This is a genomic window from Venenivibrio stagnispumantis (genome assembly GCF_900182795.1).
Lineage (GTDB): Bacteria > Aquificota > Aquificia > Aquificales > Hydrogenothermaceae > Venenivibrio > Venenivibrio stagnispumantis.
Map to the genome: position 1 here is coordinate 1 of NZ_FXTX01000024.1, position 17,075 is coordinate 17,075.

The window sequence follows — 17,075 nt, forward strand, 5'->3', positions numbered from 1 at the left end:
TTATCAGAAAACCATCTTAAGAGTTTAACTTTTTATCCTTATATTAAGGAGGCTTTTAATGTGATATAATTATCATTCCTTTTCGGTTTTGGTATTATTTGCTTCTAAATTATTTAAAATTTTATCTGCTCAAAAAAGAAAAAAATTAACTTTGTTATCCGGTATAATCGTTATTATACTTGGTATATTAACAATTTTGAGAGGCTTTGGATTACATCATCATTAATAAGTAGATAACCAGTTATCTAAATCAATTAAAAACAACTCTACTGATTTATTTAATTTGATTATAACTTCCTCTGTTGTTATTTTGTCCAAATTAAGTTTATATTCAAATATTTTCTCACCTATCAAATTATTATCTTTCTTCAATTTAGCTTTTATTTTAAGATAAACATAATTTTCATTGTTATTAAAATGAGGTTCAAAATTGAAAATCATCAAATCCAAATTATTATTAGAATTTTCCCTTATATAACTAAAATTTTCAATAATAGCATTTTTAAACATACATGGAACAGAACATATCCATTTTGAGTTTTGAAAATAACCATAATTTATACCTTCTTTATATAAAATTTTTGAACTATTCAAACCTTCTACAGAAGATATATTTTCTATGGTAGTATCTTTTTTATTATTTAACTTTTCAATATGAACATCTATGTTATATAGAGTTATATTTTTCTTATCTTCAAATAGTTTTATACTGCATGAAGTTGTAAAAATAAAGATTATTAAGATTAATATCTTTTTCATTTTTTCTCACCTCTTTCTGTTGGGGCTGGTTTTGTGTTTTCTTCCATTATTATAGTTGATGGATTATCTTTAATTTTTTCTAAAAGAGTATCCAGATTTTCTAAGGTTTTGTTTAATTTATAAATTGTTTCCTTAAATTTTATAATGCTTTCTTCTGTATTGCCTTTATTCTTGTTAATATAATCATTTATATTTATTGTTAGCTCTCTTAATGCTTTTGAACTTTCTTTAATATCCTTAACTGCATCATTTATATTTTCTGTGGTGATTTTTCCTTTTTCTATTAAATCGTTTATATTTTGTGTAGTTTTTGAGATTTCATCAAGCTTACTATTTAAGTTAGTAATAAAATCATTTGTATTATTTATTAAATTATTTGAATTTTCTGCCAATTTATTAAATGAGTTTATATCTAAAGCTTTTAATGTTTTTTGTAGTTCTTTTATTAATTCATTTGTATTGTTTAATATATATGGCAAAGAATTAGATATCTCTTGTAATGGTGAAAGCTTAAATCTTATTACCGGATATTCTTGATTTTTTTGTTTTTCAAGAGGTTTAGATTTTGCAGTACCACCTTCTAAAGAAATATAAGAAAGACCCGTTAATCCTTGAATTTCAAGAGAAGCATAAATATCTTCTTTTATAGGTAAATTTTTATCAATATCTACTAATATTTGAACAATTTCCGGATTTTCTTTACTGATTGAGATTTTTTTTACTTTTCCGACTTTTACTCCTTTGTATTTAACCGGACTTCCTATATCTAATCCATTTACAGAAGTTGTTGTTTCTATTAAGTATGTTTCATACTGGGTTGATGGTTTTGCTCCATAAAGCCATAAAATAATATATGCTGTCAATCCTATTAAACTTATCACAAATAAGCCAACTGCTGTATATTTTACATTATTTTCCACTGATTAATCTCCTTACTCTAAAACTATTTATAAATTCTTTAACCCATTTATTATCTACATATTTTAAACCTTCTAAATTACCTTCATAAATTATTTTTTTATCTGCTAAAACACCTATTTTATCAGCAAAAAGTAAAGAAGCAACATCATGGGTTATCATAAAAACTGTTATATCTAAGGATTTAACTAAATTTTTTATTGTTATATCAAAATCATCTGAACTAATAGGGTCTAAACCACTTATAGGTTCATCTAAAAATATTATCTTGGGGTCTGTTGCTAAAGCCCTTGCTAAACCTGCTTTTTTTCTCATTCCACCTGATAATTGATATGGATATAACCAATAAACTTCCGGTTTTAATCCTGCAAGCTGTAATTTTAAAATAGCCATCTCTTTTGATAATTTATCATCTATTTTATATTTTTTCTTTATAGCATACACTATATTTTCGCCTACTGTTAAAGAAGAAAACATAGCAGCAGATTGGAACAAAACTGCCATTTTTTCTCTTATTTTTTGTTTTTCTTTTTCAGATAATTTTGTTAAATCTTTTCCTTCAAATTTTATAGTTCCACCATCTATATCCCTTAAAAGTAAAAGTTCCCTAAGTAAAGTACTTTTACCGGATCCACTTTCTCCAATTAAAGCATATATCTGATTTCTTTCTATTTTCATATTTAAACCATCATGAACAACTTTTTCGCCATATTTAGTTATTAGATTTTCTACTTCTATTAAATATCCAGCCATCTAAACACCACAGAGAATAATGCATCTAAAAATATGATTGCAAATATACTTTTTACTACACTTTTTGTTACATAACTGCCTATACTTTCAGCTTTTTTTTCAACTTTAAATCCTTCGCCTGTCCCTATCAATGCTATCGCAATACCGAAAAATGGCCCTTTGATAAAGCCGGCAAAAAAATGGTCAATATAATAACCTTCCTGAATTCTATTTATAAATTGGTAAGGAGTTATATCAAGGATAGAATCTGCTATAACCATACCACCAATAATACCAATTACATCGGAAAAAACTATTAATAAAGGAGTGATTAATATTAAAGATAAAATTTTTGGAAGAACCAATAAAACATAAGGGGAAATTCCCATTGTCCTTATTACATCTATCTCTTCTGTAACATTCATAAGACCAATTTGGGCAGTATAACTACTTGCACTTCTTCCAGCCAATATTATTCCTACAATAAGAGGAGCCAATTCTCTTGTGATAGATATAAAAATAAGGTCTGCAATGAATATATTTGCTCCATATGCCATTAACTGTTTTGCACTTTGATATGCAATAACAACTCCTATTAAAAAAGAAAGTGTAAATAAAATAGGTAAAGCTCTTATTCCGGATATCTCTATATCTTTTAAAAATGTATTTATCTCAAAATCCTTAATTTTTAATAAAACTTCAATAGTTAATTTACCTGCAAAGTTAAAAAGATAAATTATATCTTTTATTACTGAAAAAATTTTATCAACCGATTCTAAAAAGAGATTTTCTTTTTGTTTTTGAGGTAGATTTATATCTTTTGAAGAAACCATATTTATTAAATTGATAAATTTTTCTTTATCCGGCTCTATTGGAATATCTTTGAAATATTTATAAATCAATAAAGCACCGAATGTATCTAAGGTTTTTAGATTAGATATATCAATTTTGGAGATTTTAGATTTGTCTAATATATTGATATCTTTTTCAATTTCTGAAATATTAGATATACTCCATTCTCCAATTAAATAAAGAACATTATCCTTAAGCTCAAAAAATTTTTTATTTTTCATATTTTTCTCTAAAAAATTATATAATATTATATCTTGATTTTAAAAAACAGGAGGGTAAAAAATGGCAAGAATAGCTAAAAATTTAGAGGAGTTAAACCAAATTGTAAATCAGGCTGTAGAAATCTCTGACTCAAAAGTGAAAATAAAAGATGAAAACAAATTAAGAGAATCTGTAATTGATGACCTTATTTATACTGCAGTCTTTTCTGAAAATGAAGATGTAAAAGAAGAAGCTAAATATTTAATAAGAGAGATAGCAAATGAGTTTGGAGCTATAGCTTCCTCTATTCATGATTTATATATGGCGATGGGAAGAGGAGAAACAAAAGATTTTACAACACCGGCAGTTAATATTAGAGGCATGACATACGATGTAGCAAGAAGAATGTTTAAAGTAGCTATAAGAAATAATATAGGAGCATTTATATTTGAGATAGCAAAATCAGAGATAGAATATACTTTCCAAAGACCATCAGAATATGCTTCTTGTATATTGGCAGCAGCAATAAAAGAAGGTTATAAAGGACCTGTATTTATACAGGGAGACCATTTCCAATTTAGTGCAAAGAAATATTTTGAAAATCCGGAAAAAGAATTAAAATCAATACAGGCTTTAACAAAAGAGGCAATAGATGCCGGATTTTACAATATAGATATAGACCCTTCCACCCTTGTTGATTACTCAAAAGAAAGTTTATTAGAACAACAATATCATAACTATCTAAATACTGCAAAAATGACAGATTATATAAGAGAAATAGAGCCACAGGGAATAAATGTGTCCATAGGAGCAGAAATAGGACATATAGGAGGCAAAAACTCTACAGTAGAAGAATTTGAAGCATTTATGGAAGGATATTTAAAAACTGTAAATAAAAAACCCGGTATATCAAAAATATCAGTCCAAACAGGAACAGAACACGGAGGTATACCTTTACCTGATGGAACTGTTGCAAAAGTAAAATTAGATTTTAATGTTTTAAAATCCATAGGAGAAGTTGCAAGGAAAAAATATGGTTTATCAGGAACAGTTCAACACGGAGCATCAACTTTACCTGATGAATTATTTGATAAATTCCCTCAAAATTGTACATCAGAGATACATTTAGCTACCGGATTTCAAAATATAATGTTTGATTTAGCACCGGAAAAATTTAAAGAAGAGATATACAGATTTATAGAAGAAAACTTTAAAGATGAATGGAAAGAAGGAATGACAAGAGAACAATTTTTATACAAAAGTAGAAAAAGAGGTTTTGGACCATTTAAATACCAGTGGTGGACATTAGAAAATAAAGAGGAAATTCTTGATGCTCTTGAGAAAAAATTTGAGTTTTTATTTGAAAAATTAAATGTATTTAACACAAGAGAATATACAGATAAATATATTAAATTAATAAAACTTCCTTATGTAAAATACTCAACAAAAACAGAAAAAGTAGAAGCAAAAGAAATAAAGCTTGAAGCAGGAGCTGATTAAAAAGATTGAAAATTTTTAAGTTAGACATAATTTTATGCTTTAAATTTTTTGGAGGTTTTTTATCGTGGCTTTAGATTTAGAAAAAATTAAAGAGAAATTATTAGAAAAAAGAGAACAGATATTAAAATCCTTAGCTAACGCTAATAATACAGATTTAAATGAAAAAAGCGGAGTAGAGGATGCAGCAGATACAGTAACTTCTGAAATAAGTAGAGAAACATTATACAGATTATCCCAATCAGAAAGGGAAACCCTTGCACTTATAGATTTAGCCCTTAGAAAAATAGAAAACGGAACATATGGAATATGCGAAGAATGTGGTGCAGTTATAGGTGAGAAAAGATTAGAAGCTATCCCTTGGGTTAGATTATGTATAGATTGTTCTCAAAATGAAGAGATTGTAAAATCATTTGCCATGAAAAGTGAAGAAGAAAGCATATATAACATCATTCCACCAACCCTTACAGAAGAAGAAGAAAATAAATATATGCAGGAGTAAAATTGAAATTTAGATTATTTCTTATTATTACTGTATTTATAATTGCTATTGATTTAATAACAAAAAATATTGCTGAAAAAGTGTTGGCAGATAAAGTTATAACAGTTATACCTAACTTTTTTGATTTGGTTTTGGTATGGAATAAAGGAGCAGCTTTTGGTATCTTGTCAGAGGCTCCTGAATATGTAAGAAGATTTATTTTGATAACTTCTTCTTTTATAGCTGGCATTATTACAACATTTTATGCATATAAAAAAAATAATGATTTATCAAATCTTGAAATAATATCCCTCTCACTTATAGCAGGAGGTGCTATCGGAAATCTTTATGATAGATTATTCATAGGAGAAGTTAGGGATTTTTTAGATTTTTATATAAAAGAGCACCATTGGCCAGCTTTTAATATTGCAGATGCTTCTATAACCATAGGTATAGCTTTATTTGTATTATATGAATTATTTTTAAAGAGAAAGGAAAATGAATATAAAGCCTGAAATTGATGTTTTGGAAGATGATGAAAGTTATATAGTAATAGCAGATTTGCCGGGAATAGATGCAAAAAATATAGAAATTATTGCCTATGAAAATGAAATAGTTATAAAAGGTTTTAGAAAAAATCAATTTAATGGGAAATTTTTAATAATAGAAAGATTTTCCGGAGCATTTGTAAGAAAAATAAGATTCAAGGAATATATAGATACATCTAATGCGAAGGCAATTTTGAAAGATGGAGTTTTAACAATACAAATTCCAAAGGCAAAAAATCTACTTATTTTAGAAAGCTGTATTAAAATAGTTATTAAATAAATTATTAAAGGAGGCAATAAGTGTTGCCATTCGAAGAAAATATGGAAGATATGTATGAAGAAAATTTACCAACGGAATATCCTTTATTACCAACAAGAGACCTCGTAATTTTTCCTTATATGGTGTTTCCTATCTTTGTAGGAAGAGATTTTTCAATAAAAGCAGTAGAAGATGCAATAGAAAACAATAATAAATATATATTTCTTGCCCTTCAAAAAGATAAAGATATAGAAGTTCCAAAAGAAAAAGATATATATCAAATAGGCACAATAGCAAATATAATAAGAGTTATGAGATTAGAAGATGGAAGGGTAAAAGTTTTAGTTCAAGGAGTAGAAAGGGCAAGAATAAAAAAATTTAAAAAAGAAAATGGATTATTCAAAGTAGAAGTTGAAATTTTAGAAGAACCTATTTATGAAGAAGAAAATATAGAAGTAGAAGCATTGATTCATTCTATCAGAGATTTATTAGATAAAGGAATTTCTCTTGGAAAGCAGGTTGTACCGGATTTAGTTGAGATAATAAAATCTGTGAACGAACCGGCAAAATTATCAGATTTAGTGGCTTCTATATTAGATATTAAATCGGAAGAAGCTCAAAAGATATTGGAAACAATAGACCCTGTAGAAAGATTAAGATTAGTTCATGATTTATTATTAAAAGAAGTAAGTATCCTTGAAATACAGCATAAAATAAGGGTTTCTGCAAGAGAGGCTATGGAAAAAGACCATAGGGAATACTTCTTGAGACAACAAATGAAGGTTATTCAAGAAGAGCTTGGAGAAAAAGATGAAAGAAAAGAAGAGATAGAAAATTATAAGAAAAAGATAGAAGAAGCCCAAATGCCGGAGGAAGTAAAAGAGGAAGCTTTAAAACAATTAAAAAGATTAGAAAAAATGCATCCTGATTCAGCAGAAGCCGGTGTAATAAGAACATATCTTGATTGGCTTGTAGAACTCCCATGGAATAAAAGAACAAAAGACAGATTAGACCTAAAATTAGCCCAAAAGATATTAGATGAAGACCATTATGATTTAGAAAAAATAAAGGAAAGAATAATAGAATATTTAGCAGTTTTAAAACTTAAAAAAGATAAATCTATGAAAGGGCCAATATTATGTTTTGTTGGACCTCCGGGTGTTGGTAAAACTTCCCTTGGAAAATCTATTGCAAAAGCCCTTGGCAGAAAATTTGTTAGACAATCCCTCGGTGGAGTTAGAGATGAAGCAGAAATAAGAGGACATAGAAGAACATATGTTGGAGCATTGCCCGGTAAAATTATACAAGCATTGAAACAAGCAGGTTCTAAAAATCCTGTAATTATGCTTGATGAAGTAGATAAAATAGGAATGGATTTTAGAGGAGACCCTTCTGCTGCATTACTTGAAGTACTTGACCCTGAGCAAAACAAAGAATTTGTAGACCATTATATAGGACTTCCTTTTGATTTATCTGAGGTTCTATTTATATGCACTGCAAATAGGACTGATACTATACCACGACCTTTGCTTGATAGAATGGAAGTAATAAGATTATCCGGTTATTCTGAAGAAGAAAAATTACATATAGCAGAAAAATATCTAATACCAAGACAGATAAAAGAAAATGGATTAAAACAAAAAGATATACAATTTACAAAAGAAGCTATAACATTTTTAATAAGAGGATATACAAAAGAAGCTGGAGTAAGAAATCTTGAAAGACAGATAGGAGCAGTAATTAGAAAGATAGCAAAAGAGATAGCATTAACCGGTAAAAAGAAAAAATATAAAATAACAAAAGCTTTGATTAAAAAATTTCTTGGGGCACCTATATATCACCCAGAAGCCCATAAAAAAGATGAAATCGGTGTTGTAATTGGTCTTGCATGGACAGAAGTAGGAGGAGAAATCCTTAAAATAGAAGCAACTAAAATGCCAGGAAAAGGTAATCTAATTTTAACCGGTTCTCTTGGTGATGTTATGAAAGAATCTGCAATGGCAGGTTTTTCTTATTTGAAATCAAAAGCAGATTATTACGGCATTAATCCGGAAGATTTTTCTAAATATGATTTCCATGTCCATGTTCCTGCCGGAGCTATTCCAAAAGATGGACCATCTGCCGGAGTATCTATAACAACAGCTTTAGCTTCGGTTTTACTTAATTTACCTGTAAAATCCGATATGGCTATGACCGGTGAAATTACACTAACAGGAAAAGTTTTACCTGTTGGAGGATTAAAAGAAAAAATACTTGCAGCCAAAAGAGCCGGAATAAAAAAAGTATTTTTACCAAAAGATAATAAAGAGGAAGTTATGGAGGATTTACTGGCTTATGTCAGAAAAGCAGTAAAATTAAAATTTGTAGAGCATATAGATGAGATATTAAAAGAAGCAATAATAGGAATAGAAGAAAAAATAAAAAAACAGGAAGAAGAAATTGAGCTTGCGAAAAGCTAAAATAAAAGATGCTACCGAAATTTTTTCTATCTTACAACAATTTGCTTTAAAAGAGTTATTACTTCCAAGAAGCTTAAATAGTATATATGAACATATAAGAGATTTTTTTGTTTATGAGATAGATGGTAAAATTGTGGGTGTTGGCTCTTTACATATTTATGATGAAAATTTAGCAGAAATAAAATCCCTTGCAGTAAAAGAAGATTATCATAAAAATGGAATAGGCAAAGAAATTGTAAATGCATGTTTGAATGAAGCAAGAGAGCTTGGAGTAAAAAAAGTTTTTGCTTTAACCTATGTTCCACAATTTTTTGAAAAAATCGGCTTTAAGATTACTGATAAATCAAACTTTCCACAAAAAGTATGGATGGAATGTATCCATTGTGTAAAATTTAATGATTGCAAAGAAGTACCGGTAGTTATTGAGTTATGAAAAATATATTTCTTTGTAGGCATGGAGAGACAGAATTTAACTTAAAAAAAATAGTTCAGGGACATATTGATACCGATTTAACACCAAAAGGTATAATTCAAGCCCGTTTAGTTGCAGAAAAATTAAAAAATTTTAATATCCAGAAGATATATTCGTCAGATTTAAAAAGAGCTTATCAAACAGCCACAATAATTGCTGATATACTAAATCTACATGTTGAAATAGACAAAAGAATAAGAGAGATGCATTTTGGAGAATATGAAGGGAAACCACATTCTCAGATAGATAAAAATATATTTCAAAATTGGCTTGATAATCCGGTAAAAAATCCTTTACCAAAACAGGAAGATATATATTTCTTTGAAAAAAGATTAAGAAAATTTTTAGAAGATATAATAAATATAGAAGAAGAAAATATTCTTGTGGTAGGACATGGTGGCTCTATCCATGGTTTTATATGCATAGCTTACGGATTTGGTTTTGAAAAGCTATGGAGATTTAGGCATAATAATACAGGTATAACATTATTACAACATATTAATGGAAATTTAAATATAAAATTCATAAATTATAGTGAGCATCTTGATAACTTAGGAGATTAAAAGCAATGGAAGAAGTAATTATAAGCCATAGAGAAAGAAAAGAAGGATTTTTGCCACTACTAATTTTTTCTGTAATATCTTTATCCTTGATAGGTTTATTGACAGCAGTTGGTATCTTAACCGGAAAAATAACCAATGTTCATTTATTTCAAATTTCCGGTTTTGTGTATGGAGTTTCTGCTTTAATGTATATTTTCCAGTTCTTTTTTAAGAATGAGAATGTCCCAAAATTAGGAAGTTTATTTGCATTCGTAGGTTGGCTTATTCAATCAGCAGGATTATTTTTAAGAGGTATAGAATCATATAATATGAATATATTCCATCCACCCTGGACAAATCTTTATGAATCTTTAATGTTTTTCCCTTGGCTTGCAGTGGCTGTATATCTTTATATAGAAAAAGAGTATAAAACAAAAGTTATAGGTTCTTTCTTTATGCCGGTTGTAGCATTTTTGGTAATTTGGGGACATAAATTTAATACCGATATAAATCCACTTGTGCCGGCTTTAAGAAGTTATTGGTTATATCTTCATGTTCTTGCTTCTTTTGTTGGATATGCAGGATTTAGCGTTGCTTTTGGAGCAGCTTTTGCTTCTCTTATAAAAGATAACTACTCAAAAAAGATAAAAGTAGATAAAAAACATTATATTGGATTTATTATAACCGGATTAATACTTATTCCTCTTGGATATATGGTTTTACATGGAGCAAGAGATTTAAAAACGATGGTTTTAGGTATTGTTCTTATAGCTATTCTTCTTGCATTTTTATATTTTGCAACTTATGTTTTAAAACCTATTGGAAAGGCTTTACCATCTGAAAATTTACTTTCAGAAATCACTTTAAAAGCTGTTTCTGTATCTTTTCCTATCTGGACTGCATCTATAATTTTAGGTGGTGCCTGGGCAAATGAAGCTTGGGGAAGTTATTGGAGCTGGGATCCAAAAGAAACCTGGGCTTTGATAGTATGGCTTTTCTTTGCAGCATATATCCATGGTAGAACCATAGGAAAATGGAAATATAGAACATCAGCATGGATAGTTGTTGCCGGTTTTATAATGCTTTTAATATGTTATTTTGGTGTAAATCTTTATTTCCCTGGATTGCATAGTTATGCAACAGAATAAAAATAAAATCGCCTCCGGTTTAATCCGGAGGATTCTTTAGAAAAATGTCCCGAGGATAAATCCAAATCTTGAACTACTTACTCCTGCCGGTGGATTTAAAACCTTACCATAATACAGTTCAATAGGTGCAAATGGAGTAATAATTTTCATTCCTACACCGGCAGAGTTATACATATTAGAGAAGAAATTTCCTGAATCAAAACCTTTACCTTGGTCTAAAAAGGCATATCCCCATAAAAATCTTTCTACAATCGGATGGGCTACTTGATAGTTTAAAACTATCTGTCTTTTAGCACCAAGAGGGTCATTATTACTATCTACAGGACCTGCACCACCATAACTAAAACCTCTTATTGTAAAATCACCACCTACAAAAAATAGTTCATCAAGAGGTATACTCTTAGATATTTTTTCAACTAATCCAATAGTTCCTTTTATAGAAAATACAAAATCTGTATAAAAAATTCTATCCGGAATAAATTTAGTAGCAGATAACACTACTTTATAAAAATCCCTTGTTCCTGTTCCAACTTTAAATGTTGCCGTTATATCACTTCCTGATGTTGGAAGAAGAGGATTATCAACAGAGTTTCTATTTATAAAAGTATATACTGAATATAAGTCATACTTTCCTTGTTGTAATTTAACATAAGTTGTAGCTGCATCTGTTACATCTTTTATCTCTCCTTTCTCTAAGGCAACACCTACACCTGTTCTCCAATATTCCCAAAATTCATAAGAAAGATTTGTAGAAATACCTGTTTTTATAGATGTAAAAGTTGTGTAATCTATAGACCTATCGTATAGATTAAATCCAAGGTCAAGAGGCTTATAAAATGCCCATCTGTGTAAATAACTAAGCTCATTATTTTTATACTTAGAACCTATGCTTAAAGATAATCCTGCAACATCACCGGTTCCAAGGAAATTTCCTTTTTTAATAGAAGCAAATAAAGATAAACCTGTTAGCTGGCTATAACCGGCTCCGATAGACATTTGTCCTGTAAATCTTTCCCTTACATTTACATCAATATCTAATGCATTTTCTGTTTTAAGTTTTGGTTCAAAAGAAGCAAAATCATAATATCCAAGCCTATTTAATCTTGCCTGTGACCTTTCTAAATCTTCTTTTCTTAGTAAATCTCCCGGTGCAAATCTAAGTTCTCTTCTTATAGTTGCATCTCTTGATTCATAATTTCCTGTAATATTTATTTTGTCAACATAGTATACATTCCCCGGCTGGACATTTAAAACAACTTCAACCGTTTTATTTTCTTTATCTACCAATTTATTAATTTCAACATTAGCAAATATATATCCAAGTTCATTATATTTATCTATGGTTATTTTCTTTATTAAATCTATTTTTTCTTCGTCATAATATTCTCCGGGTTTTATCAATCTTTTTTTAATTGGTTCAAAAATCTCTTTTGTTGTAAATAGATTATTATTTTCAAATTTAATATCTTTGACTTTATATCTATCTCCTTCATTTATTTTAATAGTAATATAATATTTTTTATTATCTTTTAGCTCTATGATAGGTTCTTCAATTTGAACATCAAAAAAACCTTTGGATATATAGTAATCTTTGATTCTGGATATATCATCATATAATGTTTCTTTTACGAGGGTAGGATATATTTTTAATTTAAAGATATTTCTTTCAGATGTTTCCATTACAGAAAGAATTTCTTTTGTTTTTATTTGTTTATTTCCTATTATATTTATCTTTGCAACGTAAGCTCTTTCACCTTCATCTATTTGGAATACAAGGGTATTTCCTTTATAATAATAAGAAACTTTTGCCTCATAAAATCCTCTTTTTTCATATAATTTTTCAATTCTTTTTTTCATTTGAGATATTTCATCTGCAGATAAAACTCTACCTAAACCTTTTTTTATAGATGATAATTTTTCTGCAAGTTCAGGGCCCATTGATGTAAAAGGAAGGGCTTTACCACTTTCCATTTTTTCTTCTGTAGAGATTCCTATCTCTTTTAATAAATCTTCTGTAGATATATTTTTGTTTCCTTCAAATTCTATTCTTTGAACTACCGGTAGTTCTTTAAATACAAATGTTAAATCTATTCCATTTTCTGTATATCTTGTGTATGCTTCTACATTTTGAAAATAACCGAGTTTATACAAATCTCTAATAGTATTTTCTAATTTATCTCTGGTTACTATCCCTCCTTTTTCAAAAGGAATAAGAGGTTTTATTATTTGATAATCTATATTTTGTATACCTTTAAACTCTATTTTATTGATTCTATATATTTTTGTTCCTTCTTCTATTGATGGTGTTTCTATTTTTGGTATTTCTTCTGAAAATGATGATGTTGAAAATATAAGTAGAGAGGCAAGTATTAAACTTGCCCCTGTTGATTTTATTGTAAAACTTCCTCTTTCTCTTTTTTCTTTCTTGGTTTTTTCACTTTTATATCCACTTTGCCATCTTTCGTAAGTATCACTTCTGCTGTAGAGCCTGCCGGAAGTTTGCCTTCCAATATCTTCTCTGCAAGTAAATCCTCTACTTGTGATTGAAGAGCTCTTTTTATACTTCTTGCTCCATATTCCGGTCTGAACTCCTTCTCTATCAAGTAGTCTACAAACTCTTTCGAAAGTTTTACAGTTATATCCCATTCTTTTAACCTTTTGTTTATTTCATTTAATTGGTTATATATTATACCTTGAATTATGTTTTTGTCCAATGGTCTGAAAACGATTATTTCATCTAATCTATTTATAAATTCAGGGCTAAATGCCTTTCTTACTTGATCCATAACATTTTTCTTAAGTTCATTGTAATCAACTATTGCAGATTTTGTTTCAAATCCCATCTTACCACTCTCAAGTATCATTCTTGCACCAAGATTAGATGTCATAATTATTATAGTATTACTAAAATCTACTACTCTACCAAAAGAATCTGTTAATCTTCCATCATCAAATATCTGCAAGAATATATTAAATACATCCGGATGTGCTTTTTCTATTTCATCAAAAAGTAAAACAGAATAAGGTTTTCTTCTTACTGCTTCTGTAAGTTGTCCTCCTTCCTCATATCCAACATATCCAGGAGGTGCTCCTATTAATCTTGATACTGTATGTTTTTCCATATATTCAGACATATCAAATCTGATAAGTGCATCTTCCTTACCAAAAAGATACTCTGCCAATGCTTTAGCAGTTTCAGTTTTACCAACACCTGTTGGTCCAAGGAATAAGAAAACACCTATTGGTCTATGTCTTCCCTTTAATCCTACACTGTTTCTTCTTATAGCTTTAGCTACTGCAGATATAGCTTCTGTTTGGTCTATCACTCTTTTATGTAATTCATCTTCTATATGAAGTAATTTTTCGCTTTCTGTTTCTGTTAATCTTGCAACAGGTATACCTGTCCATCTCGCAATTACTTCAGCTATATCTTTTTCTACTACTTTCGGTTTGTTTTTCTTTCTTTCTTCTCTCCATTCTATTTTTAGAGTTTCAAATTTTGCTCTTATTTTAAGCTCTTCATCTCTAAATTTTGCTGCTTTTTCATAATCTTGCTCTTTTACTGCTTCTGCTTTTGCTTCCTCTATCTCTTTAAGTTTTTCTTCAAGTTTTTTAAGCTTAGGTGGAAGCTCAACTTCCCTAAGTCTTACTAAAGCTCCTGCTTCATCTATGAGGTCTATAGCTTTGTCCGGCAATTGTCTATCGGCTATATATTTTACTGAATATTCTACTGCTTTTTCTATAGCAGAATCTGTATATGTAACTTCATGGAATTCTTCAAATTTTTTCTTTAATCCTTTTAATATCTTTATTGTATCTTCTATTGATGGTGCCTCTACTAAAACAGGCTGAAATCTTCTTTCTAAGGCTCCATCTTTTTCTATATATTTTCTATATTCATCAAGGGTTGTCGCTCCTATTACCTGTATTTCGCCTCTTGCAAGGGCTGGCTTTAACATATTTGATGCATCTATGGAGCCTTCTGCTGCACCGGCTCCTATAAGTGTATGAAGCTCATCTATAAATAAAATTACATTTGGGGCTTTTTCAAGCTCTTTTAAAATATTTTTTAATCTTTCTTCAAACTGACCTCTATATTTTGTGCCGGCTACCAATGATGCTAAATCAAGGGCTACTATTCTCTTTCCAAGAAGTGGTTCAGGAACTGTTCTATCTGCTATTCTTTGGGCGAGTCCTTCAACTATTGCTGTTTTACCTACACCTGGCTCACCGATTAATACCGGATTATTTTTTCTTCTTCTTGCAAGTATCTGTATAACTCTTTCTATTTCCCTATCTCTACCTACTACAGGGTCAAGTTTACCTTCCCTTGCAAGGGCTGTTAAATCTCTGCTAAATCTATCTAAATTTGGTGTTGGAGCTTGTTTATTTTGTTCCTGTGGTGGCACTTCTCCTAAGATTTGAAGTATCTCTCTTCTGACAGAGTATTCTTCCAAACCAAATCCTCTTAAAACCCTACCACCAAGTCCTGTTTTTTCTCTCACGATACCTATTAGTAAATGTTCAGGCCCTACAAATTGATGATGTAATATTTTTGCTTCCTCAACTGCAAACTCAAGAACCCTCTTAGCATCCGGAGCAAACAAAACTTCCCCTGTATGCATTCCTTTTGTCATTTGAGATAATAAACTTTTTTTCACTTTATCTGCAGATATACCAAAACGGGTTAATACAAGTATAGTTATATCTTCCTCTTCAAGCAAAGCAAGCAATAGATGTTCAGAACCTAAATAATTATTTTTATAGTTTATAGCTTCTTCTCTTGCCTGTAATATTATTTTTCTTGCTTTTTCTGTAAATTTCTCAAACATGACTTACCTCTCTTTTTTAACAAAAATTATTACTCAATAAATTTATGCTTATTTTAAAAAATGCAATGTATTTTTATTTTATCATAACTGAAGAAGCTTTTTTTTGATATAATTTTTATGATAAAAAATTATTTAGGAGATAATCTTTTGATAATATTAGATGGAAAAAAAATATCTACCAAAATTAAAGAAGAGATAAAAAAAGATATAGAAAATTTAAAAAAACAAGGCTTTAGAGAACCTTGTCTTGCAGTAATATTGGTAGGAAATGACCCAGCAAGTCAGGTCTATGTAAATAACAAGAAAAAATCTTGTGAAGAGGTTGGCATAAAATCTTTATCTTATAATTTACCTGAAAATATTACACAAGAAGAATTATTAGAATTAATAGGAAATCTTAATGGAGATGATAATGTAGATGGAATATTAGTTCAACTTCCATTACCAAAACATATTAACACTTATGAAATTATAGAAGCTATTCATCCTTCAAAAGATGTTGATGGTTTTCATCCTGTAAATGTTGGAAAACTTGCTACCGGCAAAAATGATGGTATAATTCCCTGCACCCCTCTTGGAATATGGCTTTTATTAAAAGAATATAATATAGATACATTTGGAAAAGATGTTGTTGTAGTAGGAGCAAGTAATATAGTAGGAAAGCCTATGTCTTTGTTATTTTTAAGAGAAGAGCGTTCTACTGTTACAATCTGTCACAAAAATACAAAAGATTTAAAATCTCATACAGAAAAAGCAGATATATTAGTGGTAGCAGTAGGAAAACCTAAGCTTATAACAGCAGATATGGTAAAGGAAGGAGCTGTTGTTATTGATGTTGGAATAAATAGAGTAGATGGAAAAATAGTAGGAGATACAGATTTTGAAAATATAAAAGAGAAAGTTTATGCTATTACACCTGTTCCGGGTGGTGTTGGACCAATGACCGTTGCTTCTTTGCTTTTAAATACATTAAATATATTTAGAATTAAGAATGGGCTAAAACCTCACCGTCCCATCTATCCATATCCATAATTTCGTGTATCTATCTATTTGATTAGTTTTTTGAATTTTATTGCCGAGATTTCTACTAAACTGCTATATGCTACAAGTATAGTTAATGGTAATACTGATATTAGACCGGTAAAACTGGCAAGCCCCTGACGAGACGGATTTCTGGCAGGAGTATCCTTTGAGTTATACTCTCCGGATTTTGACTTGCCAGCTCTTATTCTATTTATTATCTTTATTGCTCTTTTCCCTATATTTACACTTGCATTATAATACCAAAACCGAAAAGGAATGATAATTATATCACATTAAAAGCCTCCTTAATATAAGGATAAAAAGTTAAACTCTTAAGATGGTTTTCTGATAA

Annotated in this window: 15 protein-coding genes; 9 read left to right on the forward strand and 6 right to left on the reverse strand. The window is 29.4% G+C overall.

Annotated features, from left to right (window positions below; translation table 11 throughout):
- Window positions 1-222: 222 nt before the first annotated feature.
- Genes QOR43_RS07830 through QOR43_RS07845 form a run of 4 tightly spaced genes read right to left on the reverse strand, consistent with a single transcriptional unit; the run spans window position 223 to window position 3,482 of the window.
- Window positions 223-759 (reverse strand): hypothetical protein, encoded by a 537-nt coding sequence (locus tag QOR43_RS07830; RefSeq protein ID WP_265134883.1) that lies wholly within the window; start codon window positions 757-759, stop codon window positions 223-225.
- A complete protein-coding gene (locus tag QOR43_RS07835) occupies window positions 756-1,679 on the reverse strand; it encodes an MlaD family protein (RefSeq protein ID WP_265134884.1) in 924 nt (307 codons plus the stop codon). The genes QOR43_RS07830 and QOR43_RS07835 overlap by 4 nt, the downstream gene beginning before the upstream one ends.
- Window positions 1,669-2,430 (reverse strand): ABC transporter ATP-binding protein, encoded by a 762-nt coding sequence (locus QOR43_RS07840; protein WP_265134885.1) that lies wholly within the window; start codon window positions 2,428-2,430, stop codon window positions 1,669-1,671. Before QOR43_RS07840 ends, QOR43_RS07835 begins: the two co-directional genes overlap by 11 nt.
- Complete coding sequence (locus QOR43_RS07845) at window positions 2,415-3,482, reverse strand: MlaE family ABC transporter permease (protein WP_265134886.1); 1,068 nt, start codon at window positions 3,480-3,482, stop codon at window positions 2,415-2,417. The genes QOR43_RS07840 and QOR43_RS07845 overlap by 16 nt, the downstream gene beginning before the upstream one ends.
- Before the next feature lie 61 nt (window positions 3,483-3,543).
- On the opposite strand from QOR43_RS07845, the gene QOR43_RS07850 reads away from it, so the two are divergent.
- From QOR43_RS07850 to ccsB, 8 genes are all read left to right on the forward strand, one after another.
- The gene (locus QOR43_RS07850; RefSeq protein ID WP_265134887.1) at window positions 3,544-4,962 is read left to right on the forward strand and encodes a class II fructose-bisphosphate aldolase; all 1,419 of its coding nucleotides are present in this window, start codon (window positions 3,544-3,546) and stop codon (window positions 4,960-4,962) included.
- 64 nt (window positions 4,963-5,026) lie between these two features.
- Window positions 5,027-5,461, forward strand: a complete 435-nt coding sequence (locus tag QOR43_RS07855) for a TraR/DksA family transcriptional regulator (protein ID WP_283571469.1) — start codon at window positions 5,027-5,029, stop codon at window positions 5,459-5,461.
- Window positions 5,462-5,463: 2 nt separating this feature from the next.
- Window positions 5,464-5,955: a signal peptidase II gene (lspA, locus tag QOR43_RS07860; protein WP_265134888.1), complete on the forward strand. Its 492-nt coding sequence runs from the start codon at window positions 5,464-5,466 to the stop codon at window positions 5,953-5,955.
- Window positions 5,939-6,268 (forward strand): Hsp20/alpha crystallin family protein, encoded by a 330-nt coding sequence (locus QOR43_RS07865; protein WP_265134889.1) that lies wholly within the window; start codon window positions 5,939-5,941, stop codon window positions 6,266-6,268. The genes lspA and QOR43_RS07865 overlap by 17 nt, the downstream gene beginning before the upstream one ends.
- A 41-nt stretch (window positions 6,269-6,309) precedes the next feature.
- Window positions 6,310-8,706, forward strand: coding sequence for an endopeptidase La (lon, locus tag QOR43_RS07870; RefSeq protein WP_265134896.1), 2,397 nt, complete (start codon window positions 6,310-6,312; stop codon window positions 8,704-8,706).
- Window positions 8,687-9,139 carry an N-acetyltransferase gene (locus tag QOR43_RS07875; RefSeq protein WP_265134890.1) on the forward strand — a complete coding sequence of 151 codons (453 nt, stop codon included), beginning with the start codon at window positions 8,687-8,689 and terminating at the stop codon, window positions 9,137-9,139. Before lon ends, QOR43_RS07875 begins: the two co-directional genes overlap by 20 nt.
- Entirely contained in the window at window positions 9,136-9,741 is a 606-nt protein-coding gene (locus QOR43_RS07880; protein WP_265134891.1) for a histidine phosphatase family protein, read from the forward strand. The genes QOR43_RS07875 and QOR43_RS07880 overlap by 4 nt, the downstream gene beginning before the upstream one ends.
- A 5-nt stretch (window positions 9,742-9,746) precedes the next feature.
- Entirely contained in the window at window positions 9,747-10,868 is a 1,122-nt protein-coding gene (gene ccsB / locus QOR43_RS07885; protein WP_265134892.1) for a c-type cytochrome biogenesis protein CcsB, read from the forward strand.
- Window positions 10,869-10,904: 36 nt separating this feature from the next.
- Here ccsB and bamA read toward each other — a convergent pair whose 3' ends face one another.
- Both bamA and QOR43_RS07895 read right to left on the reverse strand, forming a co-directional pair.
- Window positions 10,905-13,262, reverse strand: a complete 2,358-nt coding sequence (bamA, locus tag QOR43_RS07890) for an outer membrane protein assembly factor BamA (RefSeq protein WP_265134897.1) — start codon at window positions 13,260-13,262, stop codon at window positions 10,905-10,907.
- Entirely contained in the window at window positions 13,259-15,700 is a 2,442-nt protein-coding gene (locus QOR43_RS07895; protein ID WP_265134893.1) for an ATP-dependent Clp protease ATP-binding subunit, read from the reverse strand. The genes bamA and QOR43_RS07895 overlap by 4 nt, the downstream gene beginning before the upstream one ends.
- Before the next feature lie 117 nt (window positions 15,701-15,817).
- On the opposite strand from QOR43_RS07895, the gene folD reads away from it, so the two are divergent.
- Window positions 15,818-16,732, forward strand: a complete 915-nt coding sequence (gene folD / locus QOR43_RS07900; RefSeq protein ID WP_265134894.1) for a bifunctional methylenetetrahydrofolate dehydrogenase/methenyltetrahydrofolate cyclohydrolase FolD — start codon at window positions 15,818-15,820, stop codon at window positions 16,730-16,732.
- Window positions 16,733-17,075: the final 343 nt, after the last annotated feature.

Excerpts from the sequence above, each read along its gene's own strand:
- QOR43_RS07845 (WP_265134886.1), bottom strand. The coding sequence starts at position 3,482 with ATGAAAAATAAAAAATTTTTTGAGCTTAAGGATAATGTTCTTTATTTA.
- QOR43_RS07830 (WP_265134883.1), bottom strand. The coding sequence starts at position 759 with ATGAAAAAGATATTAATCTTAATAATCTTTATTTTTACAACTTCATGC.
- QOR43_RS07840 (WP_265134885.1), bottom strand. The coding sequence starts at position 2,430 with ATGGCTGGATATTTAATAGAAGTAGAAAATCTAATAACTAAATATGGC.
- folD (WP_265134894.1), top strand. The coding sequence starts at position 15,818 with ATGATAAAAAATTATTTAGGAGATAATCTTTTGATAATATTAGATGGA.
- QOR43_RS07850 (WP_265134887.1), top strand. The coding sequence starts at position 3,544 with ATGGCAAGAATAGCTAAAAATTTAGAGGAGTTAAACCAAATTGTAAAT.
- QOR43_RS07895 (WP_265134893.1), bottom strand. The coding sequence starts at position 15,700 with ATGTTTGAGAAATTTACAGAAAAAGCAAGAAAAATAATATTACAGGCA.
- QOR43_RS07880 (WP_265134891.1), top strand. The coding sequence starts at position 9,136 with ATGAAAAATATATTTCTTTGTAGGCATGGAGAGACAGAATTTAACTTA.
- ccsB (WP_265134892.1), top strand. The coding sequence starts at position 9,747 with ATGGAAGAAGTAATTATAAGCCATAGAGAAAGAAAAGAAGGATTTTTG.
- QOR43_RS07865 (WP_265134889.1), top strand. The coding sequence starts at position 5,939 with ATGAATATAAAGCCTGAAATTGATGTTTTGGAAGATGATGAAAGTTAT.
- lon (WP_265134896.1), top strand. The coding sequence starts at position 6,310 with ATGGAAGATATGTATGAAGAAAATTTACCAACGGAATATCCTTTATTA.